Here is a 26,266-nt window from a genome sequence, read left to right as displayed (position 1 = left end):
GGGAACAAGCAAACGTGCAACGCATCGCCTCGCTCGACGACATTGCGGCAGGGCTCGACGCGCTCTGCCGGATCGACCCGCGGCTGGAGACCGTGCGCGGCAGGGCGGGCGAGGTTCCGCTTCGGCTGTCGGAACCAGGGTTTCAAAGCCTTGCCTCGATCATCGTTTCGCAGCAGGTGTCGCGTGCGAGCGCCGAGGCCATCTTCGGCCGGCTGGTCAGGCTGATCGATCCGCTGACGCCGGAAGCAATCCTTGCCGCCGGCGAGGATATTTTTCGCGAGGCAGGGCTATCGCGGCCGAAGCAGCGCGGTTTGCTCGCCGTCGCCGAGGCAGTTGCCGACGGGCTGGACCTGGATCACCTGTGCACACTGGATGCCGGCGAGGCGATCGCCGCGATGACGGCGGTACCCGGCATCGGCCCATGGACCGCGGAATGTTATCTTCTGTTTGCCGCCGGCCATCCCGACGTGTTCCCCGCGCGCGACGTTGCCCTGCAAACGGCGGTCGGCCATGCGCTGGGCATCGACCCGCGGCCGCCGGAGAAAATGCTTATCCGGCTGGCCGAATCATGGAGCCCGTGGCGAGGGGTCGCGTCGCGTCTTTTCTGGGCCTACTACCGGGAACTGAAGGGCAGGGACGCGGTGCCGCCCGTCGAAATCGCCAAAAAAGCCTGAAAATCATGCGCTTTTAGAGGTTTCGGCGAGAGACAATCCGCTTCACATCCCTGTCATGTCGGGCTTACAGTATCCGCGCCGATCGGTTTAGAACGAAGGAGGCAAAGGACGTGACGGTCGCCGTATCTCCGGATGGGCTTCCCGCGCTGGTGCTGAATGCGGACTACCGCCCGCTCAGCTATTACCCCCTGTCGCTCTGGTCGTGGCAGGACGCCATCAAGGCTGTCTTCCTCGACCGGGTCAACATCGTCGCCGAATACGAGCACGCCGTCTCCTCGCCGACCTTTTCGATGAAGCTGCCGAGCGTAGTGAGCCTGAAAGCCTATGTGAAGCCGTCGCGGCATCCCGCCTTCACCCGCTTCAACGTGTTCCTGCGCGACCGCTTCCAGTGCCAATATTGCGGCACGCCCGAGGATTTGACGTTCGACCATGTCATCCCACGCCATCGCGGCGGGGCGACGACCTGGGAGAATGTCGTCGCCGCCTGCTCGCCTTGCAATCTGAGGAAAGGCGGCATGATGCCGGCGCAAGCCAAGATGTGGCCGCTGCAGAAGCCCTATCAGCCGACGGTGCACGACCTGCACAACAACGGCCGCCTGTTCCCGCCCAACCATCTGCACGAAAGCTGGATGGATTATCTGTACTGGGATGTCGAGCTGGAACCTTAGAGTTCGGCAGAAATCCGCGAGCCCGGCCGTCTGCCGCAGCTTTCTGCGCTTCCGGTGCTCGCGTACTCCAGTACGCTCCGCTCCGGTTCTCGAAAGCCGCGCCAGCCAATCCGGGCTGGCGAATTTCTGGACGAACTCTGCGCCGCGCCACTCAATGGAATTGGCTCAATCCCGCGACAGGGCGCTGCGGAAGGCGACGGCGGCGAGGATGAGACTGGCGATGGCGTTCCAGCCGGCGAGCGACAGGCCGAGGATGCGCAGCGCGGCCTTGTCGCAGGAGGGCGGCACGAATTTGTCGAGGGCGTCGAGCACGCCCTTGCCGCCGGTGTCGACCGGGCCGGCGCCGGCCGTGCAGTCGGCCGGACCCTGCCACCACGCCCATTCGACGCCCGAATGGTAGACGCCGAGATAGAGGCCGTAGAGCATCAAAAGGCCGCCGATCGCCAGCAGGCCGCGCGTCACCCAGGCCGGTGCGTGCAGCATCGAGGCGATCACCGCCAGCACCATCAGCGGCACGCCGATATAGTAGGGCGTGCGCTGCTCGAGGCAGAGATGGCATGGGATGTAGCCGCCGATATATTGGAAGGCCAGCGCCGAGCCGACGGTCGCGGCCATGGCCACGGCGAGAAAGAGCGCCGCGCGCGTCCGCTGGCGTCCGGTGTCGGCATTCATGGTCGCTGTCATCGGTGGGAATCCGTTTGTTGCGTCGCTATCCGTGGGCGTATCTGACGAGGATATAGAGCAAAATCAGGGCAGCGGCGCCGGCGCCGACAATCAATCCCAGGCGCTTTTCGATGAACTCCCTGATCGACTCGCCGTAGCGGCGCAGCAGCCAGGCAAGCAGCAGGAAACGGGCGCCGCGCGCCACGATGGCCGAGACGATGAAGACAACAAGATTGACGTGAAGCGCCCCCGCCAGAATAGTGACCACCTTGATCGGCGGCAGGTGCGCAACGCCAGATGTGACGAGCAGCACCAGCATCAGGCCGGCGCCGGACGACTGCCACTTCTCGAACGTGGCAAGGCCGCCGAAGTGCTCCAGGATCGGCCGTGCTATCGTGTCGTAGGCATAGTAGCCGATCAGCCAGCCGGCAATGCCGCCCAGCACGGACGCGAGAGTGGCGGTCAGCGCATAGCGATAGGCGCGTTCGGGCCGCGCCAACGCCATGGGCAGGAACAGCACGTCGGCCGGAATGAAGAACACCGAGCTCTCGACGAAGGCGATGAAGGCCAGCCACCATTCGGCGGATTTGCGCGCCGCCAGCGACAGTGTCCAGTCGTAAAGTCCGCGAAGCATCGGCTCTCCTAGCGTGGTTCCGAACGGCTTAGCGGTTTTCGGGCACCGGCATGCATCAAACAAGGACCCAAAGCGCCGCAGCCGCGGTTTTTGGCCAAGCGGCTGACACTTTCGCCTCTCTAGAAAGATTTTCCGCGCCGCACAATGGCGGCGCGCTTACGAAACCGTAAGGCGCGGTACGGGCGCAGCTGCCGCCAGCAAATCGGCAACAGGCCAGTTGACGAAAGGCCGTCCAACCGTATAGTCCGCGCCCATCCAGGCCGTCCGGCCTGAGCCCCTATGGCGGAATTGGTAGACGCGCTCGACTCAAAATCGAGTTCCGCAAGGAGTGCTGGTTCGATCCCGGCTAGGGGCACCATCCTTCGCTCTTCGAGCTTCGGATGGCAGGCCATCCTAGACGCCCTATTGTTTATTTGCCCTGCGAGTAGCGCACGCGGCTTTGGCCATAGCGTCAGCCTATGCGGCTGACGCTGCTCAGCGAGCTTCGGATGGCAGTCCTACCCTTCTAGGCTCGATCATCGTTAGGATCGACAGGATGGCAATCTCGATTGCCGCGACATCTCCAATGAGGAAGAGGTCTGTCTTGGCCTGTACCGACTGTGAGCGTTGGCATCGCCGACCAATGTAACGGCGAGCAAGGCCAGATGCAGTCACAAACGCCTCATGGATTGAGCCCTCAACTCTCCTTCTATAGACATATTAGAGGCAGCTAATCAGTGAACAGAGGTCGCACTGGCAGACGCAGTCGTCCCACTGGTCGCTGATCGAGGAAGGCATGAAAGCGACCTGAACGAGGGGTCTCGCTGGGAGGTAGACCATGACAAAAGTGCGTGACGTTCCGTTTTTGGCCCTTGCCGCACTTTCCGCAATGTTGGGGTCAGCCAACAACGTGGATGCCGAAGATGCACCTCCGACAATCGTCACCCTCGGCGACAGCTACATCAACAGCTATGGAGTAGCTGCCACTGAGACCTTTGCTGCTAGGCTAAAGTCTGGGCTGAACGCTGCCGGACACCCAGTGACAATTGTCGAGGTGGGGTACATGGCGACCAGCAAACGGGGTCTCACTTGGCTGGCGGAATCCAAGGACGGCCTTGACCTGCAGGCGAATCCTGCAAACCACGCTGTCATCGTTGAGTTGGGTCAGAACGATTGCGCTCGTATCAACCTGGATCAGACGCGAGCGAACCTCGACCAGATTCTGACTATCCTCGCCCAGAAGCGCATTCCAGTGCTTGTGGTTGGAACCGCAGCCTATGATTATTGCTCGTCTATCCTCTCTGCTGGGCACGGGGCTGACTATGCCGAGCCGTTTTCGAAGATGTTCTCCGAGCTGGCGACCAAGCATGGAGACTTGCTCTACGCCGACTTCAAGGAGGGCGTGACTGGGCATCCGGAGTCGCTTCAAGCCGACAAAGACCACCCAAACGCAGCGGGAGATGCGATCATCGTTAGAAACATACTCCCTATGGTCGAGGCGCTGCTCGCGCGGGTTCGACCGCGTTGAACACCCATTGGCATTGCTGATCGCTGGCGCCGATCTGCGAGCTTCGGATGGCAGGTCACCCAAAAGCAACCTACCGCATATTCCCCGTATGCCCCTGCGAGTACCGTCCCGGCTGCGGCCACACCGTCAGCCCATGCGGTTCGACGCCGACGCGGATCCTGGTCACGGCTCCGCTCGTGGTGTCGATCATATAGACCTCGCTGTCGAAACGGCCGGAGAGCCACAGCTGCTTGCCGTCGGCGCTGACATTGCCCATGTCGGGGCTGCCGCCGCCGGGGATCGGCCATTGCGCGACCACGGCGCGGGTGGCGAAGTCGATCACCGTCACGCTGCCGGGACCCTTCGCCCTGCCTTGCTCCATCTTGTGCGAGCCGCGGTTCGAGACGTAGAGGCGCTTGCCGTCGCGGCTGACGACGAAGCCGTGCGTGCCGATGCCGGTCGGGATGAAGCCGATTTCCCTGAAACCGTCGCCGTCGATGAGGAAGACGCCATCATTCATCATGTCGGCGACGTAGAAGACCTTGCCGTCGGGCGAGAGGCGGATGTCCTGCGGCATGCCCATCCTCGAAAGGTCGAGATGGCCGAGCACTTTCTGGTTCTTCAGGTCGATCTTGGCCAGGCCGGCATCGCCATACTCGCAGGTGAAGATCGCATAGGAGCCGTCACCTGAGAAATCGGCATGGTTGATGCCGGGGCAGGTCGGCGTCGGCAGGCTCGACTTCAGCGCCATGGTGTGCGGATCGCGGAAATCGAGCCGCTGCATCGCCTCGTCGACCACGATGGCGGCGCTGCCGTCGGGCATGAAATACAGATTGTAGGGGTCGTCGACCGGAATCTGCTGGCCGGGCTTGGCCGTCATCGGGTCGATCGGCGTCAGGCTGCCGTTCGTGCCGGTGCCGTTGTTTGCCACCCAGAGCGTCTTCAGGTCCCAGGAAGGCACAACGTGCTGCGGCTTGCTGCCGACCGAAAAGGTGCCGACCTCCTTCAAGGTGACGGTGTCGATCACCGAGACGCTGTTCGACGAGCGATTCGGCACATAGACGCGCGGCAGCGCGCCGGCCGTGGCAGGGCTCAGATGGCCGGCCGTGGTCTGGCTGTAGATGTCGACCGGGGGCGGCGCCGGATCGCTGCAATCCTCCGGGCAGGAGCCAGCATGCGACGCGCCGGGCTGCAGCGACGCGACCAGCGCAAGCGGCACGCAAAGACGGATGAAGCGCAGAAAAGTCCCGGTCATTTTGGCTGACTTGCGATGAAGGCGCGGATCGCATCCGTCGTCCCGTTGATGATGAGATCCACGCCGAGCTGCCCGAATTCCGCGGAGGACCTTGCCGGATCGCCGCCATAAACGCCATCTCGGGCACCGAGCTTTGGCGGGCCTGCAAGACGATTCTTGCGCACCAGGGATGGGTCGATGGCGAGCATCAGCGAGGTGTCGGCCAAGCCGGCATGGGTTCCGATTTCGGCGCGGGTGGCACCGGCGGATAGCAATTTGTCCGTGTAGGGCCCTTGTGCGAATCGATAGTAGTCGACAGCGGCAAAGACCCGCACCGGCGTTCTCTTCCATTCTGCATTGAGCCGGTCGGCCACGTTGCGTTCGTCGGCCTGATAGCCGCCGTGGTCGCCGATCAGCACGATGGTCTTGAAGCCGGCATGCCTGAAGCTGCGGGCCGCGGATTCGAGCAATTGCTCGAAAATCTTGTCGCTGATGGAGATGGTTCCTGGGAAACGCATGTGCGAAGTAGGCGGATCGACATTGCCTTCCGGCACATAGGCGATGACCGGCGCGACCAGCGCATTGCCCAGTTTCGCGGCGATCTTTTCGGCGAGGAACTTCACCCGCACATTGTGCTTGCCCAGCGCCATTGCCGGGCCGCTCTGCTCGGTGCCGCCGATCGGAACGATGATCGTGGTCGTTCCCGCCGCGACGAGGTCGCGCAGCTCGGTCCAGGTCTGGTCTTCCAGGAAGACCGAAGCGCTGGCCGGATTGGCCGCCTGCAAGAACAGCAGCAACCCGGCGCCAGCCAAGATGCGCCGCAGCGCGCGCCTTCCGATCTCGACAAGCATGCCTCGGTACCCGCTGCCTTTCTAACGACGCATCAGCAGGCTGCGCATGCGGTTGCGCAGGATGCGCGCCATGTTGCGGGTCTCGCGGTAGAGGTGCAATTGCGAGGCCGCCTGCCGGGCCAGCCGGTCGGCATCCGGCGTCAGCCCGATCACCAGCGTGCCCATCGGCTTGCGCTCGCTCCACAGGCGGCTCATCACCGGATGGTCGGGCACGGCGCAGGAATCGGTCATGACGATGTTGGGGTCGTCGAGATGCTGCCTGGTCACCTCGATCATCAGAAGCGTGCCCGGCGAATAGGCGGAGAGCGTCTCGTCATAGGCCGTCTTCCAGGTGTAGGCGACGCCGGCCTCGACGAAGACGACCAGGCAGGCGATGGTGCGGCCGTCGAGCGTCAACATGTGGATGCGGCACATGTCCTGCTCGGCCAGCCTGTGCACGGCCTCGCGGGCGAAGGCGGCGCGGTAGCGGTCTATCGCCATGGCGGTGCGTTCGCGGCCTTTCCAGCCTGCCGCTTCCAGCGTCAGGAAGCTTTCGATGGCGTGGCGGATCTCGTCCGGCCCGCGCGCCACGGCATGCTCGAGCTTGCCGAGATCGGCGAGGCGCCGCTTCAGGCGGCGGAACTCGCGATAGTGATGCGCCCGCAGCGAGGTCTTGAGGTAGTCCTCGCCGTCGGCGTCGCTTTCGAGCACCGGGCGCTCGACCTTGCCGGTGGTGACCATGGTCAGGCCGCGGCTGTCGGCAAAGGAGGTGAGCAGGGTCGCCACCCCACCGTCGAGCCGCATATCGGGCAGCACGAAGACCTTGGGCAGCTTGAGATGCGGCCTCGACAGCATCGAGAAGAAATCCTCGATGACGCCGATCGGATCGTCGCGGTCGACCAGCGGCGTGCCGAGCGGGCCGAACGGGCTCGACCATGTGCGCATCACCGGAACGCCGAGCGGGATCGCCGGCCGTTCGACCGAGAACGGCACCAGAAGCCGCAGCCGGTTGCGGTACTCGTCGCCGTCGCGGATCACGGCCAGCCGCACCTCGCGGTCTTCCAGCCGGGGCATCGCCGGCGCCAGGAAGCGCGGGTTGAAGAAGACGTTGGGTTCGAGCGTGCGGGCGCTGAGATAGTCGAGTTCCTCGACAAGGTCGAAGCCGGCCGAGGCCGGGTAGATGGCGAGCTTGCGCTCCGGCCTGTTGCTGGCGAAGAGCTCGATATGGGCGGGGTCGACCTCGCGCGTCAGGCCGGCAAGGCCGGACACCATGGCGCCGGCGGTGCCGCCGCTGGTCTCCTCGAGCAACGGGACGGCGGCCATCAGGCGACTTCCTTGTTTGCAGGCACGAAGATCGCCATCACGATGCCGAGCTTGCGCCAGACGGTGAAGGACAGCGCGCTGGCCTCGAAGACCATGGCGAGGCTGGTGGCGATCGCGGCGCCCCACAGGCCGAAATGCGGGATAAGCAGCACGTTGAGCCCGATATTGAGGGCAAGCGTCATGGCATAGACGGCGGCGCAGATGTTCTGGTTGCCGCTCATGGTCAGCAGGCTTTCGCAGGGGCCGACGGCGGCACGCGCCACGACGCCCAGCACAAGCAGGAAGAGCAGCGGATAGCCGGCGGTGAATTCGGGACCGAACAGCACCAGCATCGGCTCGCCCATCGCCAGCACCAGCAGCGCCATCAGCAGCGAGGGCCAGAAGGTCCAGGAAACGGTCTCGCGGGCGAACGCGGCAAGCCTGTGCGGCTCGCCGTGAGTGAACTGCGCGTAGCGCTGGGCAACGCCGGCCTTGACCGCGAAATAGACGAAATGCACCAGCGCCAGCGTCTTCACCGTGGCGAAATAGACGGCGACGTCGTTGGGTTCGAGATAGGCGCCGACCATCAGTACGTCGGCATTGGTGAGCAGGAAGAAAAAGCTCTCGACCAGGAAGATCGGCAGCGAGACCAGGATCCATGGGCGGAAATGCACCGCCATCGGCCCGGCCGGGATCTTCTTGTCCATGCGCGAGGTGACGGCCATCAGCTGGCCGAGCGTGGTGACATAGGTGGCGGCGATCGAGGCGAAGATCGCGGTCTTGGCGTCAGGCACGTAATGCAGGCCAAGCATCAGCGCCATGAACGCCAGGATCAGCACCGGCCGCACCAGGTAGGTGGGCGACAGCGCCATGAGCGCCCAGGAATTGGCGCGCGCCAGTCCTTGCAGGAGATCGCCGAGCGCGATCATCGGCAGGCAGAAGACGCCGAGGATGAAGGGGATGACGTAGTAGTTCTCGATCCAGTCCGAGGCCAGCCAGACGCCAAGCGCGCCAAGGCCCGCGATCAGCGTCGAGGCGACGAGCACGAACAGGCGGCTGGCGAGCACGATGCCGCGCAGCTCGGCCAGCATGCCGCGCTCGCGATATTCGGGAATGAAACGGATAACCGAGGTGTGGAAGCCGAGGCAGGCGAGATTGCCGACGATGACCATCGTCACCCAGACCAGCACCGAGATGCCGTATTCGAACGAGCCCATCCAGCGCGCCATCAGCACCTGGCTGACAAAGGCGATGAAGGCGCTGACGATGCGGATCGAAAAGGCGATCAGCGACATGCGCCCGGCTTCGCCGCGCTCGTCGGCGGTGAAAAGGACGGCATCGACGCGGCCAAGCAGCGGCCGCATGCGCAGCGCCCAGCGCTGCGGCAGGAACCGCCCGGCAGTCGTTGCCGCGGAAAAGCGCACCCAAAACTCTCCGTTTTCCGCCTTTTTCCAGCATTCCGGTCTATCTGAAACACCTTAAGAAAGGGTGGGTGGGGGTGCTTTTAAGAAGCTGGATATTGTGCACTTCGAGCGAAGAATGCGCCAGTGATTCGCCTGGCAAAAAATCCGCTCTTAGCAATGAGTTAGAGTCAACAGGCCTATTTTGCTCACACATGGCGTGAGCCGGGTGGGGACAAGTGGCTGTCAAGCGAATTATTTCAGAAAATTTGGTGGAGCCCGGCTTTTTTCCATATCCGTCGAAAAAGGGTTTTAATCACAATAGCTTTGTAAAAACATGCGGTTGCGGCCTCGGCCCGAAATCGACCGCGCCAACCAGATTCGTTAAAAATCCGTTATTTGCCAAGTTGACGGGCGGTCACAATTTCATATCTGGTTCGTCAAGAACGACGCGTTTCTAGCCATAGAGATTGAGCAGAACAATTTGGTTCGCTTCTTGGAGGAGGCGGAGATGGACTGGCTTACCTTCATTTCAAACATCTTGTCGAGCTGGCCGCTGGGTCTAGTCGTTTTTCTGTTAGTCGCCCCGCGATCGGTCGCAAAATTGGGTAAGCACGTTAAAAGTATACGGGGACCAAATAATCTTGGTATCGAGTTTGAAGGCGCTACGGAAGTGGCGAGAAACCGGAAAATCTCAAAAAATGGAGTCGGACATAGCAATGAGCGTTGATTTTATAGGATCGCTGTCAGCGCTCGCGGCAGGATTTACCGGCCAGCTTGGCAAAGTTTTTCTTTCTTACATACGTGATCTTGGATTCCCCACGAAGATTGGGAAGTTCGACCTGGCAACGATATTGGATGACAGCGAAGCGTCTGTCGACGAACGTCTGCTAAAGATTGATCAAGCGCGCCAAAATCTCACCGAGGCGCTTAGTGCAATTGAGGAACTAGGAAGTCAGGCGGGTCGCCAGAAGGCTGAGCTAGAGATCCTGACTGCTGCAATTGCACAGGCCGCCAATGAGAAAGCAGCTGCGACGAATGAATTAACAACCATACGGACACTGTCGAACCTAGACACACAGGCTGTGCAACGGGCTTTTGCGATTCCTACGCGCTCCCAACGATGGTTCGAGCGAGGATTTTCGTTTTGCCTGGGCATCGTAGCTTCTTTGATTGCGTCGTTTGTTTTTGACTGGTGGCGATAGACGGTGGCTGAGTTCCGGGTCCTCAGTTTCGGACCCGGAACTAGTTTGTTTACATCCCCTGCATCGCGTCGCACGACACGTTCGGGTTCATGTCGGCGAAGGCGCCGGTCGGGTTCTGCTTCCAGGCCCAGACATGCAGCTCGTAGAACGGGCCGAGGCCGTAGCGGTTGGGCGCGGTGTTGAAGTTGAACAGGTGGCCTTCGAGCGAGGCCGGGCCTTTCGCGGTGATGTATTCGACGGCGATCAGCTTCAGCTTGCCGTCGGCCATCGGCTCGTACATCACGGCTTCCGGCTTGGCGACGTCTACGGCGTCGTCCTTGAGATAGGCGCCGTTGACATAGTGGATGCCCATGGCGCCGCCGGTGAGGCCGCTGGCGCAGGGGATCGGCGCATAGCCTTCGGCCTTGGCCACCGCGACGTCCTCGAAGCGGCTGTCGAGCGCCCGCACCTTTTCGGCGAGCGGGTTGACGGTTTCCGCGGTAGCGGCGCCCGCCATCAGCATGATGATCGGGGCGCAAGCGCCGATGAAGCATCTGGTCGAAGCATGAATGCTCATTTGTCTCTCCAATTCGGTTGAGGCGCGCGAACGGGGGTTGGCCTGCCAAGGCCAACTCCGGACGCCGGCGGCGCCTGTCGGTAAAAAAGGGATGGTTGCTGATCCCGACCAGAGCATTTCACCGTTTCAAAGAAACGGGAACTGCGCTATCTCTTTGATTTGACACAATTCCTGACGGAAAGCCGCTTCACAGCTTTCCTGGAATTGCTCTGGCGGGATCAGCGGTGATGCCACCAATATTCCCAGTATTCGCGCGGGTTTTCCCGCTCATGCAGGCCGATATCGCGTTTCAGGTAATCGTCCTGCGGCGGCAGAAGGCGGCGCCGGTTTCGCAAAGGCGAAAGCAGCGCCGACAGGGCCCGTCGCATGAGGCCGCGCCGTGGCGGGACGTTATCCGCCGCGGCGGATACGGTCTCATCCTCTGGCACGGCGTCAGGTCCGCCGGCGACGGGTATGATCTGCCCGACACGATCTGCCCGGTCAGCGATAAAAGTAGGGGTCGAGGACCCGTACCTCCGTGATCTTGTCGACGGGAAGCGAGCTCTTCTGCGCCGTGCTGCGGATCGCCTCAGGCGAGGGCGCGTCGTAGATGCAGAAACTCTTGCTCTTGTCGGGCGAGACGAAGGATTGCACCCAGGTTACGCCTTTCTCCGCATTGCGGGCGATGACACCGCCCATCGCGGTGGCGCCGGCATCGTTCATCGGCACGTTCAGGCCTTCGGGAAATGTACGTTCAATCAGATAACGTGGCACGATTGTCGTTCCTTTTCGTGGTTGGGCTCGTTTCGAGCGAGGCGGATCGGACCACATCCGGAAACACCGCGCATCGGAGCCATTCCCCATATAGGACGGGACGATTCCCTAGCTTTGTTTTATGTGGAAGATGGCACCTCAATGTGTGGAAAGTCACATTGCGGCGTCGTTTCCCAGGCTATCGCGGCGGCGACCCGCCACGATGGAAATTCCGATTTCGCGCGAGAGTGACGATGCTTCTGGAACGGCAGCCGCAGCTGCAGCAGATGGATGCCTTGTTGGCGGATGCAATAGAGGGCCGCGGCCGCGTCGTGGTGCTGTCGGGTGAGGCCGGCGCCGGCAAGACGGCGCTGGTCGAGGCGTTCGCGAGCCGGCTGGATGAGGGTTTGACCGTGCTTCGCAGCGCCTGCGAGGACCTTTCCATTCCCGATCCGCTGGGGCCGCTTTACGATCTGGCACGCGACTCGCAGTGGGAGCTGCCGCGCGCGATCGACGACCGCCAGGTGCAGCGCCTGCCATTGTTTTCCGAGGCGCTCGATATCTTCGAGGCGAAAGGCCCGAGCCTGCTCGTCATCGAAGACCTGCATTGGGCCGATGACGCGACGCTCGATTTCGTCCGTTTCCTCGGCCGCCGCATTGCATCCACCCAGATCCTGCTTGTGATCACGGCGAGAACCGACCGCAGCGAGGGGCAGATGCGCGTGCGCCGGGCGCTCGGCGAGACCCCGGCCGGCAACGTCCAGCGCATCGAAGTGCCGCTGCTCAGCGAAAGCGCGGTGCTCTCGCTGGCCCGGGCGGCTGAGCGCGACGGCGATGCAATCTACCGGGCGACCGCCGGCAACGCTTTCTTCGTCACCGAGCTGCTTGCCGCCGGAGGCGATGGCGCCTTGCCGGCGAGCGTGCGCGACGCCGTGCTGGCGCGCGCCGAAAAACTGTCGCCGGGCGCCCGCTCGATGCTCGACGCGGTCTCGGTGTTTCCGCGTCGCGCCGATGCCTGGGCGCTCAGCGGGCTTTGCGGAATTGCCGCCGCCGGGCAACTGGCCGAGTGCGTCTCCAACGGTCTGCTGGAGGATTTCGGCGATGGCTACGCCTTCCGGCATGAGATCGCGCGCACGGCAATCGAGATGGCGCTGACGCCGAGCCGCCGGCGTGAATACAATCAACGCGCGCTTGCAGCGCTGCAGGAAAATCCCCAGGTCGCCACCGCCAGACTGGTCCACCACGCCGTCGAAGCGCAGAATCGTGAGGCGGTGCGCGAGCTGGCGCCGCTCGCGGCGCGCGAGGCCTCCCGCATCGGCGCGCATCGCGACGCGGCCGGCCACTACGAAGTTGCCTTGCGGTACACCGAAATCCTGCCGATCGAGGAGCGGGCGGAGCTTTATGAAGGATATGCGTTCGAGTGCCACCTGATCGGCCGCATCGATGCAGCCATGGAGGCGCAGGGACAGGCGCGCCAGTTGCGCCAGACGCTGGGCGACCGGGTCAAGGAGGGTGATGGTCTCAGATGCCTGTCGCGCTTTGCCTACCTGCTCGGGGATCGCGAGGCCGCGGACCGGTTCGCAGGACAGGCCGTGCAGCTCCTGGAAACGGCGCCCGACAGCGCCGAACTCGCCATGGCGTATTCCAACCTGTCGCAGCTGGCGATGCTGGCCGAACGGCTCGAGGATACGCTCAAGTTCGGCGGCAAGGCTGTCGAGCTGGCGGAGCGGCTCAACCGGCCGGACATTCTTTGCCACGCCCTCAACAATGTCGGGGCGGCCGGGCAATGGCTGGACTTCGCCAAGGGGCGGCGCGATCTCGCCCGCAGCCTTGGAATTGCGCTTACGGGCAACTTCCAGGAGCATGCGGCGCGCGCTTTCACCAACTGCGCCTGTGTCGAGATGAACAGGCTCAACCTCAAAGAGGCGGCGGCGTTCCTGGATCGCGGCATCGGCTATTGCGTCGAGAACGACCTCGCCACCTGGCGCGACTACATGCGTGGCGTTCAGGCGCAGCTTCTACTTCGGCTCGGCCTTTGGGACGACGCCGCGGCAATGGCCCACGAGGTTGTCGACGACGAAGCAACGACGCCCTTGGTACGCTATCCGTCGCTCGTCGCGCTGGCGCGCTTGCGCATCCGCCGGGGAGATCCATCGGCCGGGCCGGTTCTCGACGAGATGAAGCTGTTCCTCGACAAGGCCATGGAGTTGCAGCGGCTTGTGCCCTTCGCCGAGGTGATGGCCGAACGGGCATGGCTGGGGGAGGGCGACAGGGATGAAGCGCTGCGCCTGATCGCTCTTGCCGAAAGCCTCGCTCCGACACGGGCGGCGTTCGGCGAGCTGGCGACGTGGCGGCAGCTGTTGTCGCCTGGAAGCGATCCCGGCGAGACCGACGGCATGGCTGAGCCGCATCGGCTGCAATTGGCTGGCGACTGGCGCGGTGCCGCCGCGCTCTGGGCCAACGCCCCCTTCGAACGGGCGCTTGCCTTGCTGCAGGGCGACGAGGCAGCGCGGCGCGAGGCGCTCGACATTTTCGAGGCGCTCGGCGCAAGACCGGCGGCGCAGCATGTGCGCGGCCTCATGCGGCAGAGCGGGTTGATCAACATTGCCAGAGGTCCAAGGCAGGCGACGCGCGCCAACCAGGCGGGCCTCACGCAGCGCCAGATGGAAGTCCTGCAGCTTATCGAGCGGGGCTTTTCCAACAAGAAGATCGCCGCGCAGCTGACCATCTCGCCGAAGACGGTCGATCACCATGTTTCGGCGGTGCTGGAGAAGCTGGAGGCCGTCTCGCGCGGCGAGGCGGCAGCCGCGGCGCGTGCGTCGGGCCTGGTGTGACGGTCAGTCGATCGGGAAGTCTAAGTCGGGCGTTTCTGCTGGTTCGCGGAAATGCCGGCGCTGCCCCTCATCCGCCCTTCGGGCACCTTCTCCCCCGGGATAGTGACGGGGAGAAGGAAGAGGTGCCTCAGGCGAAGGTGCCGTGGCAGTGCTTGTACTTCTTGCCGGAGCCGCAGGGGCAGAGCTCGTTGCGGCCGACCTTGCCCCAGCTTGCCGGATTTTTCGGGTCGCGGTTTTCGGGCGCGACGGCGGCGCTGGTGTCCTGACGCATCAGAAGCGCGGTCTCGCCGCCCTGGAAATCGTCTTCGCCGGTGGAGCCGTCGATATGGCTGCCGAACATCTCGGGGGCTTCGGGCGGCGGCGCGTCCGCCGCCTGGCGCACCAGCTCGACGCGCATCAGCTGCGCGGTCACGGCCTGGCCCAGATTGCCGAGCAAGGCCTGGAACAGTTCGAAGGCTTCGCTCTTGTATTCCTGCAAGGGGTCGCGCTGGGCATAGCCGCGGAAGCCGACGACCGAGCGCAGATGGTCGAGATTGACGATGTGCTCGCGCCACAGATGGTCGAGCGTCTGCAGCACGACCGAACGCTCGACATAGTTCATCACGTCGGGACCGAAGCGATCGGCGCGCTCCTTGGCGGCGGCGTCCGCGGCGGTCGTGATGCGCTCGCGAATGTCGTCCTCGGCGATGCCTTCTTCCTTGACCCAGTCCTCGACCGGCAGGTCGAGGTTGAGGTACTGCGCCACTTCCTCCTTGAGGCCGGCGACGTTCCACTGCTCGGCATAGGCATTTTCGGGGATGTTCTTGGCGACGATCTCTTCGATGACGCCTTCGCGCATCTCGGCGATCGTCTCCGACAGGCCTTCGCCGTCCATCAGCTCGATGCGCCGCTGGAACACCGCCTTGCGCTGGTCGTTGGAGACGTCGTCATATTTCAAGAGGTTCTTGCGGATGTCGAAGTTGCGCGCCTCGACCTTCTTCTGCGCCTTCTCCAGCGCCTTGTTGATCCAGGGGTGGATGATCGCCTCATCTTCCTTGAGGCCGAGCTTCTGCAGCATGCCGTCCATGCGCTCGGAGCCGAAGATGCGCATCAGGTCGTCCTGCAGCGACAGGAAGAACTTCGAGCGGCCCGGGTCGCCCTGACGGCCCGAACGGCCGCGCAGCTGGTTGTCGATGCGGCGCGATTCATGGCGCTCGGTGGCCAAAACATAAAGGCCGCCGGCGGCCAGCGCCTTTTCCTTCAGGCGCTCGACATCGTCATTGATCTCCTTTTCCCTGGCCTCGCGCTCGGGGCCTTCGGGCATGTCGCCAAGCTCTTCGGCGATGCGCATCTCGGCGTTGCCGCCAAGCTTGATGTCGGTGCCACGGCCGGCCATGTTGGTGGCGATGGTGATGGCGCCGGGCTTGCCGGCCTGGGCGACGATGGACGCCTCGCGCTCGTGATGGCGGGCGTTCAGCACCTCGAAGTTCTTGAAGCCGTCCTTGCGCAGGCGCTCGGCCAGCTGCTCGGACTTCTCGATCGAGGTGGTGCCGACCAGCGTCGGCTGGCCCTTGGCGCTGGCCTCGCGGATCTCCTTGACGATCGCCTTGTACTTCTCCTCGACCGTCCGGTAGACCTCGTCGTCCTCGTCCTTGCGGACGACCGGCAGGTTGGTCGGAATTTCGGTGACCTCGAGGCCGTAGATGTTGCCGAATTCCTCGGCTTCGGTCAGCGCCGTGCCGGTCATGCCGGAAAGCTTCTTGTAGAGGCGGAAATAATTCTGGAATGTGACGGAGGCCAGCGTCTGGTTCTCCGGCTGGATCTGCACATGCTCCTTGGCTTCAAGGGCCTGGTGCAGGCCTTCCGAATAGCGGCGGCCCGGCATCATGCGGCCGGTGAACTCGTCGATGATGACGATCTCGCCGTTGCGCACGATGTAATCCCTGTCCTTCTGGAACAACAGATGCGCCTTCAGCGCATTGTTGACGTGGTGGACGATGGCGACGTTCTCGACGTCGTAGAGCGACTCGCCCTTCAACAGGCCGGCGTCGCGCAGCATGTTTTCGAGCCGCTCGGTGCCGTCCTCGGTGAAGATCGTCGTCTTCTGCTTCTCGTCGACCTCGTAGTCGGCCGGGCCGAGCTTCAGCATGAAGGCGTCGATGGTGTTGTACATTTCCGAACGGTCCTCGAGCGGACCGGAGATGATCAGCGGCGTGCGCGCCTCGTCGACCAGGATGGAATCGACCTCGTCGACGATCGCGTAGGAATGTCCACGCTGCACCATCTGCGCGCGCTCATACTTCATGTTGTCGCGCAGGTAGTCGAAGCCGAGCTCGTTGTTGGTGGCGTAGGTGACGTCGCAGGCGTAGGCGTCGCGGCGCTCGTCGTCGGAAAGGCCGTGGACGATGATGCCGACAGTCAGGCCGAGGAAATTGTAGACGCGGCCCATCCATTCGGCGTCGCGCTTGGCGAGGTAGTCGTTGACTGTGACGACATGTACGCCCTGGCTGGCGAGCGCGTTGAGATAGACCGGCAAGGTAGCGACCAGCGTCTTGCCCTCGCCGGTGCGCATCTCGGCGATGCCGCCATTGTGCAGCACCATGCCGCCGATCAACTGTACGTCAAAAGGCCGCATGCCAAGCACGCGGCGGGCTGCTTCGCGCGCCGTGGCGAAGGCCGGGACCAGGAGATCCTCGAGCGAAGCGCCGTTGGCGAGATCCTGGCGGAATTTTTCCGTGCGGCCCCTGAGCTCGGCGTCCGAAAGCGCCCGCATCTCGTTTTCCATGGCGTTGATGGCCTCGACGCGAGGCCGGGTCGACTTGACACGGCGGTCGTTGGAGGAACCGAAAACCTTACGGGCGAGACCGCCGAGACTGACCATCCAATGGTCCTTTCGATAGCAATTTAGCCGCTTGCGACAGGCACCTGGCGGACCCATCAAATCCGCGTGAATGCGGACAAACGCAAAAAGCGCCCGGAAAACGGTTCTGGACGCCAAGTCGTTGGACAGATAAGAGGGGGCTCAATCGATGTCAACGCCGCGTTAGCCCTATGGGCAGCGCCAAATTCCGCCACAATCCGACTGATCTGGAACCCTTTCGCTCACGCGATCCTTATTGGCAATCCCCATTGGAGTTTATCTTGATGTCCTTGTCGTTCCGCCGCGCCTCGCTCGCCAGCTTCGGTCTGGCCTTCGGGCTCTCGGCTCTTTGCCTGTCGCCGGTGATGGCGCAGGAGACCGCTCCCGCCCAGCCGGACGCCACAGCGCCTGCCGCTGCTCCCGCGGCCCCGGTTGATCCCAATGCCGTGATTGCCACCGTCAATGGCGAGAAGCTGACCGAGGCCGACCTTAAGCTCGCCGAAGGCGAACTGTCGCAACAGTTCGCGCAGCTGCCGCCCGAGCAGCGCCGCGCTGCCGCCCTTTCGGCTGCGATCGAAATCCGCGTCATGGCCAAGAAGGCGGTCGATGCGGGCCTCGACAAGGATCCGGACTTCCAGCGCCGCATGGCTTTCCTGCAGTCGCGCGCCCTGCATGGCGAGGTCGTCGAGAAGGAAGTGGTCGACAAGGTGACGGACGCCGAAGTGCGCGCCCGCTACGACCAGGAAATCGCCAACACACCGCCGGTCAATGAAATCCACGCCCGTCACATCCTCGTGAAGACGAGGGAAGAGGCCGAGGCGATCATCAAGCAGCTCGACGGCGGCGCCGACTTCCAGAAGCTCGCCAACGAGCACACCAGCGATCCGAGCGGCAAGACCAATGGCGGCGACCTCGGCTGGTTCGGCCCGGGACAGATGGTGCCGGAATTCGACAAGGCAGCCTTCGCGCTCGACGTCGGCAAATACTCGAAGGAGCCGGTGCAGTCACAGTTCGGCTGGCACGTCATCAAGCTCGAGGACAAGCGCGCCAAGCAGCCGCCGGCCTTCGACGACGTCAAGGACCAGGCCAAGCAGGCGGTGATCCGCGACAAGTATTTCGCCATGGTCAAGGACCTGCGCGCCGCCGCCAAGGTCGAGATCCCGGACGAGAAGCTCAAGAAGGACATCGACGCGCTGGAAGGCAGCAAGTAATTCGCCACCGGCTGGATAATCAAAGGGCGTCTTCGGGCGCCCTTTCGCTTTTCGTCAGGCGGTCATTATTCCCCGCGTGATGTAGCGGACGGCGGCGCGGATCGCCGCCTCGTCCTCGTCGAGCCGTTTGGTCAGCAGATGCCGCCAGGCGAAGGAAGCGATCAGGTCGGCGACGATCTCGGCATCGATATCGGCCGCCACCTCGCCGCGCGCCTTGGCGCGCTCGATCATGCGGCCGTTATGGCTGCGACGGTCTTTTGAATATTCGGCGAGCGCGGTCGCGGCTGTCTCGTCCGACTGCGCTTCGGCAATCAGCGAGCGGAAGATATTGCCCGACGGCGTGTCGCGCCAATGCGCGAACAGGTTATTGAGGAAGCCGGCCAGATCATCCTCTATGTTTCCGGTGTCGGGCGTCTCGACGCGCTTCTGCCGCTGGTAGACCTCGATCAGCAGTGCCGCCTTGCTCGGCCACCAGCGATAGATGGTCGGCTTTCCCGCCCGCGCCCGCCGGGCGACGGCCTCGATCGAAAAGCCGGCATAGCCGGCCTCGCGCAGCACCGCTTCGGCCGCCTCGATAATGGCGTCGGCGCTCTCCGGACTGCGTTTAGCGCCGATCGACTTGCGCCCGCGGGCGGTGGCCTCGCCCATTTCGGTCTTCCCTTAGCCGATGGATCTGTCGCCAATCATATTGGCTTCGCGGGTGAAACGAAACGATCCGTTTTGGGTTGCGAGACGGCTGGTCCGGTCGATGGGGCGCGGCCAGAACCCCTTGCGCCGGGGCGCGCTATCGGGCAAACCGGCCTTCCTTTCGCGTTCTTGCCGCTCCGGGGTCATTATGTCCGCTACGATTTCGCCGCTCGCACCGAAGAAATACCCGAAGATGCCGGTCATCGAGGGCGTCCGCATCGCCACCGCCGAAGCCGGCATCAAATACAAGAACCGTACCGACCTGCTCGCCATGGTCTTCGATCCGGGCACGGCGGTCGCCGGCGTGTTCACCAGGTCGAAATGCCCCTCGGCGCCGGTCGACTTTTGCCGCCAGAACCTGCCCGCCGGCAAGGCGCGCGTGCTGGTGGTCAATTCCGGCAATGCCAACGCCTTCACCGGCAAGAAGGGCAAGGCTTCGACCGCGTTGACGGGCGAGGCGGCGGCCAAGGCCGCCGGATGTTCAGAGAGCGAAGTCTTCCTGGCCTCGACCGGCGTCATCGGCGAACCGCTCGACACCACCAAATTCAGCCATCTGCTGGCCGGCCTGGTCAAGGACGGCAAGCCGGACCTGTGGACCGAGGCCGCCAAGGCCATCATGACCACCGACACCTATCCGAAGGTGGCGACGGCGACGGTCAAGCTCGGCGACGCCGACGTCATCATCAACGGTATCGCCAAGGGCGCCGGCATGATCGCGCCCGACATGGCAACGATGCTCTCCTTCATCGCCACCGACGCGCCGATCGCCGCTTCCGTGCTGCAGGACCTGCTGTCGCGCGGTACGGCCAGGACCTTCAACGCTGTGACCGTCGACAGCGACACCTCGACCAGCGACACGCTGCTTTTCTTCGCCACCGGCAAGGCAGCCGTGCGCGGCGCGCCGGCAATCAGCGATCCCAGGGATGCGCGGCTCGGCGCGTTCCGCCGGGCGCTCGGCAAGGTGCTGAAGTCGCTGGCGCTGCAGGTGGTGCGCGACGGCGAAGGCGCGCGCAAGCAGGTCGAGGTCACGGTGACCGGCGCCAAATCGGCACGCTCGGCCAAGCGCATTGCGCTCTCGATCGCCAACTCGCCGCTGGTCAAGACGGCGGTCGCCGGCGAGGACGCCAATTGGGGCCGCGTCGTCATGGCCGTCGGCAAGGCGGGCGAGCCGGCCGACCGCGACCGGCTGTCGATCTGGTTCGGCGACAATCGCCTGGCGCATGAAGGCGAGCGCGATGCGGGGTATTCGGAAGAAGCGACCTCGGCCTATATGAAGCGCGACGATATCCGCATCCGCGCCGATATCGGCATCGGTCGCGGCAAGGCGACGGTGTGGACCTGCGACCTGACCAAGGAATATGTCGCCATCAATGGCGATTACCGGAGCTGATGGCGCCGGTGTCCAGGCATCCGGCAAGCGTGCTGGCGGTCGTGCGCCGCTATGAGGCGGCGGGCTTTCGCGCCTGGCCGGCGGCGGCCGTCCATTATGACGGGACCTGGGTGGTGCGGCTCACGGCCGGGCATCCCGCCAAGCGCCTGAACTCGGTCAATCCGCTCGATCCTGGCGACACGCACGCCATTGAAGAGCGCATCGGCCGCGCCGCACGGCGCTTCGATGCCTATGGCCGGCCGCTGACCTTTCGCATGTCGCCGCTCTCGGGGCAGGTGCTGTCCGCGCATCTCGACGAGGCCGGCTGGAACAGGTTCGACGAATCCCTGGTGATGCGGCTGCCGCTCAAAGAGGTCGAGCTTGGCGCGGCCATGGACCAGATTCCGCTCAAGGACATCAGCCGCTTCATCGGCGCTTCGCTGAGGACGGGCGGCTCGGATGCCTCGCTGCGACCCGGCCTGTCCGAGGTCATCGGCGCCATCCAGCCGGAAGCGGGGCTGTTCGCGCTCGAGGACGGCAACGAGCCGCTGGCGACGCTGATCTGCGTTCATGACGGCGATCTTGCCGGCCTGTTCGAGGTCGCCACCGAAAAATCGGCGCGCAAGAGGGGCCATGGCCGCAACCTCATCCTGTCGGCGCTGAAATGGGCGCGGCTGCGCGGCGCGCGCGAAGCCTGGCTGCAGGTCGAGGCCGGCAATGCGCCGGCGCTCTCGCTCTACCGGTCGCTGGGCTTCGAGGAAGTCTACCGCTACCATTATCGACGGCCGCCGGGTGCATGAGCGAGGTCAAGCCAGCCGGAAAGCGCCTGCTGCTGGTCGCCGCCTGCGCGCTGGTCGACACCGACCGGCGCGTGCTTCTGGCGCGGCGCCCGGAGGGAAAACAGCTTGCCGGCTTGTGGGAGTTTCCAGGCGGCAAGGTCGAGCCCGGCGAGACGCCGGAGGAATGCCTGGTCCGCGAGCTGCATGAGGAACTCGGCATCGAGACCGAGATTCCGTGCCTGGCGCCGCTCACCTTCGCCAGCCACTCCTATGACGATTTTCATCTCTTGATGCCGCTTTATGTCTGCCGCCGCTTTCGCGGCATCGCGCAGCCCAGGGAAGGGCAGGGGCTGAAATGGGTCCGGCCGCGGCAGATGCGCGACTATCCGATGCCGCCGGCCGACGCGCCGCTGATCCAGTTCCTCATCGACCTTTTGTAATTTCGTGCCCTGCTTCGCGGCAGTTTCCGGAAGCGGCGAACGTTTCGCGCTTTTCCTGAAGCTGCTTTAGCCAGCGTTAATGGAAGATTTATCTCGACGTGAAAAATTGCGCGAAGCCGTTTCGCGCGGCGATATCGTCGATCCGACTGGGAACACGGCATGAGCCTTGAAAGAGACTGGGACTCGATCCGGCCCGACCGAGGCTTTCGCGCGGTGGACGCCGGCATGGGTATCCTGCGGATCACGCTTCTCTTCGGCTCGGCCGCGGTAGCGCTGGCGCTGATCGCAACGCCTTTCCTGGACAGCCAGACCCGGCCGCAGAGCACCCGCGACCGCTTCGCGGGCGGGCTCGACATGACCGCGACCGGATCGATCGGCCGTCGCACCGATACATATACGCTGCGCCGCAGTGTGCTGCAGCCTTTGCCCAGTTCGATCTGCGTTATCCGCAACGACGGCAGCCGCAGCGGCGAGTGCTGACGTGGTTAATGATTTTCCGCCACAGCGGCGTTTCACCTGCTGTTAAGCTTTTCCCGTTAACCTTTCTTAACGGGTAGGACATTAGAATTCCTGCATGAGGGATCGATGACCATGAAAAACCTGCTGCAGCAATTCATTGAAGATGAAACGGGCGCTACGGCCATCGAATATGGCCTGATCGTGGTGGTGTTGTCGCTCGCCATCATCGCCGGGGTCCAACAGGCCGCCGATGGGCTGGTGTGGCTGTTCACCGACAACAACAGTAAGCTTGCCAACGCCTTCGCTCACTGAACTGATCGCAGCGTGCTCAGCTCTTTGGCGGATTCTCCAGGACTGCCTTCAGCGAGACCTTGGCTGATCCGGGCTTGAGCGGCTTTTGCTGCGATGCGTCGGGCGCCCAGCCGGACATCCAGACAATCGAAAAGCTTGCGCGGATGCGGCCGTCCGGGTCCGAGAACCTCTCCGCGTAGATTTCTGCGGCGCGGGCAAAAAGGCGCCTGCTTCCTGGCCGCCGGCTGCGATCGATGAGCGCGCTGGTTTCGCCCATGGCGCGCAGATCTGCGGCGAGGTCGAACAGCGTATCGTAGCGCACCGCGACCGTTTCGACATCCGCGACGGGCAATGCCAGGCCGGCACGCTGCAGCAGCGCACCCGCGTCGCGTACATCGGTGAAAGGAAGGACGCGCGGGCTCGCGCCGCCGTAAAGTTCCGTCTCGGCCACCAGCATGCTTTCGCGCAATTCCGCGAGCGTGCCGGCGCCGGTGAGAGCGCCGAGGAACAGGCCGTCCGGTTTCAGCGCCCGGCGGATTTGCGCGAGCACGCCGGGAATGTCGTTCATCGCGTGCAGCGAGAGCAAGGAAACGACGAGATCGAGGCTGCCGTCCTCGAACGGCACGGTCTCCGGCGGTGCCACCGGGCCGGGGCCGCCAGCCAGAAGCGCTTCATCCATCTCGACGCGGACGATTTCGTCGACTTTGCCGCTCCCGGCAAGCACATCCGCCGCCGCCGATGTCTGACAAAACAGCGCGGCCGCCTTGCCGAAGCGGCGCTCGACGGCGTCCAGCCGGTCGGCAAGGTCCTCCGCCGCCCGCCGCATCAGGAAATCGGCGCCTTCGACGGGGCGGGCGAGCGCCCGGCGCTTGCGTGCGAGCCAGAGCTCAGTGTCGATCAAGGGCTGCAATGAAAAAGGTTCCTGTTGTCCGCGCGGGCCGGAGTGGTGTTAAGGTGGCGCGGGGTTCCAATCACGTGGCCGATCCGGTGCGCAAGATCAAGACCAGCGCGGTCCAGAATATGACGCGGCAGGCACTGGCCTGGCCGGCGCGCCTGTTGTTTCCGCCGGTTTGCGCCGGCTGCCGTCGCCATGTGTCGCAGCCAGGCGTGCTGTGCGGCGCCTGCTGGCCGAAGCTGAGGCTGCTGGAGAAGCCCTGGTGCCCGCTGATGGGCACGCCCTTCACCCATGACATGGGCGAAGGGTTTCTGTCCGCGGAGGCGATCGCCGATCCGCCGCCCTTCGAGCGTGCGCGGGCCGCTGTCGTCTATTCGGGTGTCGCGCGGCAGATGGTGCAGGGGCTGAAATATCAGGACCGCACCGACCTCGCGCCCTGGATGGCAAACTGGATGATCCGCGCCGGCGCGGAGCTGATTGCGGAGGCCGACCTGGTCGTTCCCGTGCCGCTGCATTGGCGGCGCTTCTTCCGGCGCCAGTTCAATCAGTCGGCGGAACTCGGACGGGCCGTTTCAAAGCTCAGCGGGCTGCCCTTCGCGCCATCCGCGGTCAGGCGCGTGAAGCTGACGCGCCAGCAGGTCGGGCTCGAACGGCATGAGCGCGAGGAGAATGTACGCGCCGCCTTTCGCGTGCCGCCGGACGCTGAAATCGAGATCTCGGGCCGCCGGGTGCTGGTCGTCGACGATGTCTACACGACCGGCGCCACGGTGAGGGCGGTCGCCATGGCGCTGAAGCGCGGCGGCGCCGGAGCGGTCGACATACTCACTTTCGCCCGCGTCCTGCCCGGGGACTTTCGGCCCGATGAGTCCGCGACTATATAGGTTTGAATAGTTGTTTTGCTGCATGTCGCTTTCGTACAATCATCGGACGGCATGCGTGGGCAGGATTACCGGCCAATGGCTGATGTGACGATCTACACCCGCATGATGTGCGGCTACTGCAATGCCGCCAAGCGGCTGCTCGACCACAAGGGCGTAGCCTATACCGAGCACGATGCCTCGTTCTCGCCGGAACTGCGCCGGGAAATGATTTCCAAGGCGCATGGGCGAACCACCTTTCCGCAGATTTTCATCGGCGACACGCATGTCGGCGGCTGCGACGACCTCCACGAACTGGAGTCGCAGGGCCGGCTGGACGCGATACTCGTCAACGGGAGATGATCATGGGTATTTTCAAGGCCGCCGCCGTGCAGATGCGTTCGGGCACGAGCCCCGAGCGCAACGCCGCCGACATGGAGATTCTGGTTCGCCAGGCCGCCGCTCAGGGCGCCACGTATGTCCAGACACCGGAAATGACCGGCGCGCTGGTTCGCGACAAGGAAGCGGGTGCGGCCGCTTTTACCACCGAGGACAAGGACGTGGTCGTCGCAACCGCGCGCAGGTTGGCGAAGGAGCTCGGCATCTACTTGCATGTAGGCTCGACCGCGATTCGTCGTGCCGACGGCAAGCTCGCCAACCGCGCGTTCCTGTTTGCGCCTGACGGCGCCTCCATAGCCAGCTACGACAAGATCCACATGTTCGATGTCGATCTCGACAATGGCGAGAGCTGGCGCGAATCCGCCGCCTACGAACCGGGAACGGAAGCGGTCGTGACCGATATCAACGGGACAAGGCTGGGCTTTGCCGTCTGCTACGACCTGCGCTTCCCGCAGCTGTTCCGCGCCGAGGCGATGGCCGGGGCCGAGGTGCTGACGGTGCCTGCCGCCTTCACGCGCCAGACCGGCCAGGCGCATTGGCATGTGCTGTTGAGGGCGCGCGCCATCGAGAACGGCGCCTATGTCATCGCCGCCGCACAGGGCGGCCTGCATGAGGACGGGCGCGAGACCTATGGCCATTCGCTGATCGTCGATCCGTGGGGGCATATCATCGCCGAGGCCGCGCACAACGAGCCCGGCGTGATCGTCGCCGAGATCGACCGGACGCAATCGCTCGCCGCGCGTCGCAAGATCCCCAATCTGAAGAACGCGCGGGACTTCACCGTCAACGCCGGCGTAGGCGAGGCGCCGCGCCTAAGGGGTGCAGCTTCTTGATCCGTTTCTCCCTGATCTGCGAGCACGAGCACGAATTCGAGGCCTGGTTCCGCAGCAATGACGATTTCGACACCCAGAAGAAGCGAGGCTTCATCGATTGCCCGAGCTGCGGCTCGCATAAGGTCGAGAAGGCGCTGATGGCGCCGGCGGTGTCGACCTCCCGCAAACAGGAAAAGGTCGCGCTGGCCATGGGCGAGGCGCAGAAGCAGGCACTGGCGCAGCTCAAGGCAATGGCTGACAAGGTGCGCGAGAACGCCGACTATGTCGGCGACAAGTTCGCCGAGGAAGCGCGCAAGATCCATTTCGGCGAGACCGATGCGCGCGGCATCTATGGCGAAGCGACGCCGGAAGAGGCGAAAAGCCTCGTCGAGGACGGCGTCGAGTTCATGCCGATACCAAGCTTTCCGGACGACCGGAACTAAGCTGAAGCTAGCTCAGGCTTCCGATCAGCTTTTCCAGCAGTCTTGCCAGAGTCTCCCGGTCGTCGCGCGTCAAGCCGACGAGAATTTCATGCTCGTTGGCGACGTGGGCTGTGAGTGCTTCGTCGATGAGCTCGCGGCCTGTCGCGGTGAGCTGCACAACAACGCCGCGCCGGTCGCTCGGATGCGGCGCGCGCTGGGTCAGACCTGCTTTCTCCAGACGGTCGAGGCGGGCAGTCATGGCGCCCGACGTCACCATCGTCGCCTCGTAGAGCTCGGTCGGCGTCAAGGCGTAGGGTTTGCCCGAGCGGCGCAGCGTCGCCAGAACATCGAATTCGCCGGATTGCAGCCCGAAGCGGGCAAAGACCGGCGCCAGGCGGTCGCGCGCGATCAGCGACGAGGCTTCATTCAGTCGCCCGATCACCCCCATCGGCGATACGTCGAGATCCGGCCGTTCCCTTTGCCACTGCCTGATGGCTCTTGTCGCGCGATCCATATGTCTCACCGAAAAGTATCTTGATATTAAGAATCTTAGCACTATATTATCTGAAAATCAGGCAATGGCCAAGG

The 26,266-nt window shown here is 63.9% G+C and carries 29 protein-coding genes and 1 tRNA gene; 16 read left to right on the top strand and 14 right to left on the bottom strand.

All coding sequences use genetic code 11. The features are described from left to right. Positions 1-14 precede the first annotated feature (14 nt). Entirely contained in the window at positions 15-674 is a 660-nt protein-coding gene (locus RFM68_RS01000; protein WP_320230784.1) for a DNA-3-methyladenine glycosylase family protein, read from the top strand. A gap of 110 nt (positions 675-784) precedes the next feature. Next, entirely contained in the window at positions 785-1,342 is a 558-nt protein-coding gene (locus tag RFM68_RS00995; RefSeq protein ID WP_027167440.1) for an HNH endonuclease, read from the top strand. Positions 1,343-1,507: 165 nt separating this feature from the next. On the opposite strand, the gene RFM68_RS00990 is transcribed toward RFM68_RS00995, so the two are convergent. Beyond that, entirely contained in the window at positions 1,508-2,026 is a 519-nt protein-coding gene (locus RFM68_RS00990; RefSeq protein WP_320230783.1) for a disulfide bond formation protein B, read from the bottom strand. A 25-nt stretch (positions 2,027-2,051) separates the two neighbouring features. Then, entirely contained in the window at positions 2,052-2,639 is a 588-nt protein-coding gene (locus tag RFM68_RS00985; RefSeq protein ID WP_320230782.1) for a YqaA family protein, read from the bottom strand. A gap of 273 nt (positions 2,640-2,912) precedes the next feature. Here RFM68_RS00985 and RFM68_RS00980 point away from each other — a divergent pair. Together RFM68_RS00980 and RFM68_RS00975 are read left to right on the top strand one after the other, a co-directional pair. Continuing rightward, positions 2,913-2,997, top strand: a tRNA-Leu gene (locus tag RFM68_RS00980). Positions 2,998-3,456: 459 nt separating this feature from the next. Then, a complete protein-coding gene (locus tag RFM68_RS00975; RefSeq protein WP_320230781.1) occupies positions 3,457-4,146 on the top strand; it encodes a GDSL-type esterase/lipase family protein in 690 nt (229 codons plus the stop codon). Positions 4,147-4,216: 70 nt separating this feature from the next. On the opposite strand, the gene RFM68_RS00970 is transcribed toward RFM68_RS00975, so the two are convergent. The 4 genes from RFM68_RS00970 to RFM68_RS00955 are packed head-to-tail and all read right to left on the bottom strand — an operon-like array spanning position 4,217 to position 8,915. Next, positions 4,217-5,380 (bottom strand): YncE family protein, encoded by a 1,164-nt coding sequence (locus RFM68_RS00970; protein ID WP_320230780.1) that lies wholly within the window; start codon positions 5,378-5,380, stop codon positions 4,217-4,219. Further along, positions 5,377-6,210: a creatininase family protein gene (locus tag RFM68_RS00965; RefSeq protein WP_320230779.1), complete on the bottom strand. Its 834-nt coding sequence runs from the start codon at positions 6,208-6,210 to the stop codon at positions 5,377-5,379. The genes RFM68_RS00970 and RFM68_RS00965 overlap by 4 nt, the downstream gene beginning before the upstream one ends. 21 nt (positions 6,211-6,231) lie before the next feature. After that, positions 6,232-7,512 carry a GNAT family N-acetyltransferase gene (locus RFM68_RS00960; RefSeq protein WP_320230778.1) on the bottom strand — a complete coding sequence of 427 codons (1,281 nt, stop codon included), beginning with the start codon at positions 7,510-7,512 and terminating at the stop codon, positions 6,232-6,234. Next, positions 7,512-8,915, bottom strand: a complete 1,404-nt coding sequence (locus RFM68_RS00955) for a lipopolysaccharide biosynthesis protein (RefSeq protein ID WP_320230777.1) — start codon at positions 8,913-8,915, stop codon at positions 7,512-7,514. The genes RFM68_RS00960 and RFM68_RS00955 overlap by 1 nt, the downstream gene beginning before the upstream one ends. Positions 8,916-9,610: 695 nt before the next feature. Between RFM68_RS00955 and RFM68_RS00950 the strand changes: the two genes are divergently transcribed. Further along, complete coding sequence (locus tag RFM68_RS00950) at positions 9,611-10,096, top strand: hypothetical protein (protein WP_320230776.1); 486 nt, start codon at positions 9,611-9,613, stop codon at positions 10,094-10,096. Between the two features lie 49 nt (positions 10,097-10,145). Here the strand turns inward: RFM68_RS00950 and RFM68_RS00945 are convergent, their stop codons facing one another. The 3 genes from RFM68_RS00945 to RFM68_RS00935 all read right to left on the bottom strand — a co-directional run bounded on the left by RFM68_RS00945 (position 10,146) and on the right by RFM68_RS00935 (position 11,405). Next, entirely contained in the window at positions 10,146-10,598 is a 453-nt protein-coding gene (locus tag RFM68_RS00945) for a hypothetical protein (protein WP_320231040.1), read from the bottom strand. A 272-nt stretch (positions 10,599-10,870) separates the two neighbouring features. Then, positions 10,871-11,020, bottom strand: a complete 150-nt coding sequence (locus RFM68_RS00940; protein ID WP_320230775.1) for a hypothetical protein — start codon at positions 11,018-11,020, stop codon at positions 10,871-10,873. A gap of 112 nt (positions 11,021-11,132) precedes the next feature. Further along, complete coding sequence (locus tag RFM68_RS00935) at positions 11,133-11,405, bottom strand: DUF4242 domain-containing protein (protein WP_320230774.1); 273 nt, start codon at positions 11,403-11,405, stop codon at positions 11,133-11,135. 233 nt (positions 11,406-11,638) lie between these two features. On the opposite strand from RFM68_RS00935, the gene RFM68_RS00930 reads away from it, so the two are divergent. Then, on the top strand, positions 11,639-14,218 hold the full coding sequence (locus RFM68_RS00930; protein WP_320230773.1) for a helix-turn-helix transcriptional regulator: 2,580 nt from the start codon (positions 11,639-11,641) through the stop codon (positions 14,216-14,218). A gap of 127 nt (positions 14,219-14,345) precedes the next feature. Here the strand turns inward: RFM68_RS00930 and secA are convergent, their stop codons facing one another. Beyond that, on the bottom strand, positions 14,346-17,078 hold the full coding sequence (secA, locus tag RFM68_RS00925; protein ID WP_320230772.1) for a preprotein translocase subunit SecA: 2,733 nt from the start codon (positions 17,076-17,078) through the stop codon (positions 14,346-14,348). A gap of 263 nt (positions 17,079-17,341) precedes the next feature. Here secA and RFM68_RS00920 point away from each other — a divergent pair, with 263 nt between their 5' ends. Next, positions 17,342-18,268: a peptidylprolyl isomerase gene (locus tag RFM68_RS00920; protein ID WP_320230771.1), complete on the top strand. Its 927-nt coding sequence runs from the start codon at positions 17,342-17,344 to the stop codon at positions 18,266-18,268. 54 nt (positions 18,269-18,322) lie between these two features. On the opposite strand, the gene RFM68_RS00915 is transcribed toward RFM68_RS00920, so the two are convergent. Beyond that, positions 18,323-18,916: a TetR/AcrR family transcriptional regulator gene (locus tag RFM68_RS00915; RefSeq protein ID WP_320230770.1), complete on the bottom strand. Its 594-nt coding sequence runs from the start codon at positions 18,914-18,916 to the stop codon at positions 18,323-18,325. Between the two features lie 12 nt (positions 18,917-18,928). Further along, a complete protein-coding gene (locus RFM68_RS00910; RefSeq protein WP_320231057.1) occupies positions 18,929-19,159 on the bottom strand; it encodes a hypothetical protein in 231 nt (76 codons plus the stop codon). Between RFM68_RS00910 and argJ the strand changes: the two genes are divergently transcribed. The 5 genes from argJ to RFM68_RS00885 all read left to right on the top strand — a co-directional run bounded on the left by argJ (position 19,104) and on the right by RFM68_RS00885 (position 22,314). Further along, positions 19,104-20,345 carry a bifunctional glutamate N-acetyltransferase/amino-acid acetyltransferase ArgJ gene (gene argJ, locus RFM68_RS00905; protein ID WP_320230769.1) on the top strand — a complete coding sequence of 414 codons (1,242 nt, stop codon included), beginning with the start codon at positions 19,104-19,106 and terminating at the stop codon, positions 20,343-20,345. The genes RFM68_RS00910 and argJ overlap by 56 nt on opposite strands. After that, entirely contained in the window at positions 20,345-21,124 is a 780-nt protein-coding gene (locus tag RFM68_RS00900; RefSeq protein WP_320230768.1) for a GNAT family N-acetyltransferase, read from the top strand. The genes argJ and RFM68_RS00900 overlap by 1 nt, the downstream gene beginning before the upstream one ends. After that, positions 21,121-21,543 carry a (deoxy)nucleoside triphosphate pyrophosphohydrolase gene (locus RFM68_RS00895; RefSeq protein WP_320230767.1) on the top strand — a complete coding sequence of 141 codons (423 nt, stop codon included), beginning with the start codon at positions 21,121-21,123 and terminating at the stop codon, positions 21,541-21,543. Before RFM68_RS00900 ends, RFM68_RS00895 begins: the two co-directional genes overlap by 4 nt. Before the next feature lie 159 nt (positions 21,544-21,702). Then, positions 21,703-22,023 (top strand): hypothetical protein, encoded by a 321-nt coding sequence (locus RFM68_RS00890; RefSeq protein ID WP_320230766.1) that lies wholly within the window; start codon positions 21,703-21,705, stop codon positions 22,021-22,023. Between the two features lie 105 nt (positions 22,024-22,128). Next, a complete protein-coding gene (locus tag RFM68_RS00885) occupies positions 22,129-22,314 on the top strand; it encodes a Flp family type IVb pilin (protein WP_112100636.1) in 186 nt (61 codons plus the stop codon). Positions 22,315-22,330: 16 nt separating this feature from the next. Here the strand turns inward: RFM68_RS00885 and RFM68_RS00880 are convergent, their stop codons facing one another. Then, entirely contained in the window at positions 22,331-23,203 is an 873-nt protein-coding gene (locus RFM68_RS00880; RefSeq protein ID WP_320230765.1) for a methyltransferase domain-containing protein, read from the bottom strand. 65 nt (positions 23,204-23,268) lie between these two features. Here RFM68_RS00880 and RFM68_RS00875 point away from each other — a divergent pair, with 65 nt between their 5' ends. From RFM68_RS00875 to RFM68_RS00860, 4 genes are all read left to right on the top strand, one after another. Continuing rightward, positions 23,269-24,069: a ComF family protein gene (locus tag RFM68_RS00875; protein WP_320231039.1), complete on the top strand. Its 801-nt coding sequence runs from the start codon at positions 23,269-23,271 to the stop codon at positions 24,067-24,069. A 75-nt stretch (positions 24,070-24,144) separates the two neighbouring features. Beyond that, the gene (gene grxC, locus RFM68_RS00870) at positions 24,145-24,408 is read left to right on the top strand and encodes a glutaredoxin 3 (RefSeq protein WP_320230764.1); all 264 of its coding nucleotides are present in this window, start codon (positions 24,145-24,147) and stop codon (positions 24,406-24,408) included. Positions 24,409-24,410: 2 nt separating this feature from the next. Continuing rightward, positions 24,411-25,277 carry a carbon-nitrogen hydrolase family protein gene (locus tag RFM68_RS00865; protein ID WP_320230763.1) on the top strand — a complete coding sequence of 289 codons (867 nt, stop codon included), beginning with the start codon at positions 24,411-24,413 and terminating at the stop codon, positions 25,275-25,277. After that, on the top strand, positions 25,274-25,699 hold the full coding sequence (locus RFM68_RS00860) for a DUF1178 family protein (RefSeq protein ID WP_320230762.1): 426 nt from the start codon (positions 25,274-25,276) through the stop codon (positions 25,697-25,699). Before RFM68_RS00865 ends, RFM68_RS00860 begins: the two co-directional genes overlap by 4 nt. A 7-nt stretch (positions 25,700-25,706) precedes the next feature. On the opposite strand, the gene RFM68_RS00855 is transcribed toward RFM68_RS00860, so the two are convergent. Then, entirely contained in the window at positions 25,707-26,192 is a 486-nt protein-coding gene (locus RFM68_RS00855) for a MarR family winged helix-turn-helix transcriptional regulator (protein WP_320230761.1), read from the bottom strand. Positions 26,193-26,266: the final 74 nt, after the last annotated feature.

Source organism: Mesorhizobium montanum, assembly GCF_033977145.1.
Lineage (GTDB): Bacteria > Pseudomonadota > Alphaproteobacteria > Rhizobiales > Rhizobiaceae > Mesorhizobium > Mesorhizobium montanum.
Note: the sequence above shows the minus strand (reverse complement) of the source record. Positions and strands in the feature narration are given on the sequence as shown.

What these genes read in the sequence shown, in the direction of transcription:
- RFM68_RS00885 (WP_112100636.1), top strand. Translation starts at nt 22,129, where the DNA reads ATGACCATGAAAAACCTGCTGCAGCAATTCATTGAAGATGAAACGGGC.
- RFM68_RS00920 (WP_320230771.1), top strand. Translation starts at nt 17,342, where the DNA reads ATGTCCTTGTCGTTCCGCCGCGCCTCGCTCGCCAGCTTCGGTCTGGCC.
- RFM68_RS00970 (WP_320230780.1), bottom strand. Translation starts at nt 5,380, where the DNA reads ATGACCGGGACTTTTCTGCGCTTCATCCGTCTTTGCGTGCCGCTTGCG.
- RFM68_RS00975 (WP_320230781.1), top strand. Translation starts at nt 3,457, where the DNA reads ATGACAAAAGTGCGTGACGTTCCGTTTTTGGCCCTTGCCGCACTTTCC.
- RFM68_RS00990 (WP_320230783.1), bottom strand. Translation starts at nt 2,026, where the DNA reads ATGACAGCGACCATGAATGCCGACACCGGACGCCAGCGGACGCGCGCG.
- RFM68_RS00915 (WP_320230770.1), bottom strand. Translation starts at nt 18,916, where the DNA reads ATGGGCGAGGCCACCGCCCGCGGGCGCAAGTCGATCGGCGCTAAACGC.
- RFM68_RS00945 (WP_320231040.1), bottom strand. Translation starts at nt 10,598, where the DNA reads ATGCTGATGGCGGGCGCCGCTACCGCGGAAACCGTCAACCCGCTCGCC.
- RFM68_RS00895 (WP_320230767.1), top strand. Translation starts at nt 21,121, where the DNA reads ATGAGCGAGGTCAAGCCAGCCGGAAAGCGCCTGCTGCTGGTCGCCGCC.
- RFM68_RS00960 (WP_320230778.1), bottom strand. Translation starts at nt 7,512, where the DNA reads ATGGCCGCCGTCCCGTTGCTCGAGGAGACCAGCGGCGGCACCGCCGGC.
- RFM68_RS00940 (WP_320230775.1), bottom strand. Translation starts at nt 11,020, where the DNA reads ATGCGACGGGCCCTGTCGGCGCTGCTTTCGCCTTTGCGAAACCGGCGC.
- RFM68_RS00855 (WP_320230761.1), bottom strand. Translation starts at nt 26,192, where the DNA reads ATGGATCGCGCGACAAGAGCCATCAGGCAGTGGCAAAGGGAACGGCCG.
- RFM68_RS00900 (WP_320230768.1), top strand. Translation starts at nt 20,345, where the DNA reads ATGGCGCCGGTGTCCAGGCATCCGGCAAGCGTGCTGGCGGTCGTGCGC.
- RFM68_RS00950 (WP_320230776.1), top strand. Translation starts at nt 9,611, where the DNA reads ATGAGCGTTGATTTTATAGGATCGCTGTCAGCGCTCGCGGCAGGATTT.
- secA (WP_320230772.1), bottom strand. Translation starts at nt 17,078, where the DNA reads ATGGTCAGTCTCGGCGGTCTCGCCCGTAAGGTTTTCGGTTCCTCCAAC.
- RFM68_RS00890 (WP_320230766.1), top strand. Translation starts at nt 21,703, where the DNA reads ATGAGCCTTGAAAGAGACTGGGACTCGATCCGGCCCGACCGAGGCTTT.
- RFM68_RS00910 (WP_320231057.1), bottom strand. Translation starts at nt 19,159, where the DNA reads ATGACCGGCATCTTCGGGTATTTCTTCGGTGCGAGCGGCGAAATCGTA.
- RFM68_RS00930 (WP_320230773.1), top strand. Translation starts at nt 11,639, where the DNA reads ATGCTTCTGGAACGGCAGCCGCAGCTGCAGCAGATGGATGCCTTGTTG.
- RFM68_RS00965 (WP_320230779.1), bottom strand. Translation starts at nt 6,210, where the DNA reads ATGCTTGTCGAGATCGGAAGGCGCGCGCTGCGGCGCATCTTGGCTGGC.
- RFM68_RS00985 (WP_320230782.1), bottom strand. Translation starts at nt 2,639, where the DNA reads ATGCTTCGCGGACTTTACGACTGGACACTGTCGCTGGCGGCGCGCAAA.
- grxC (WP_320230764.1), top strand. Translation starts at nt 24,145, where the DNA reads ATGGCTGATGTGACGATCTACACCCGCATGATGTGCGGCTACTGCAAT.
- argJ (WP_320230769.1), top strand. Translation starts at nt 19,104, where the DNA reads ATGTCCGCTACGATTTCGCCGCTCGCACCGAAGAAATACCCGAAGATG.
- RFM68_RS00865 (WP_320230763.1), top strand. Translation starts at nt 24,411, where the DNA reads ATGGGTATTTTCAAGGCCGCCGCCGTGCAGATGCGTTCGGGCACGAGC.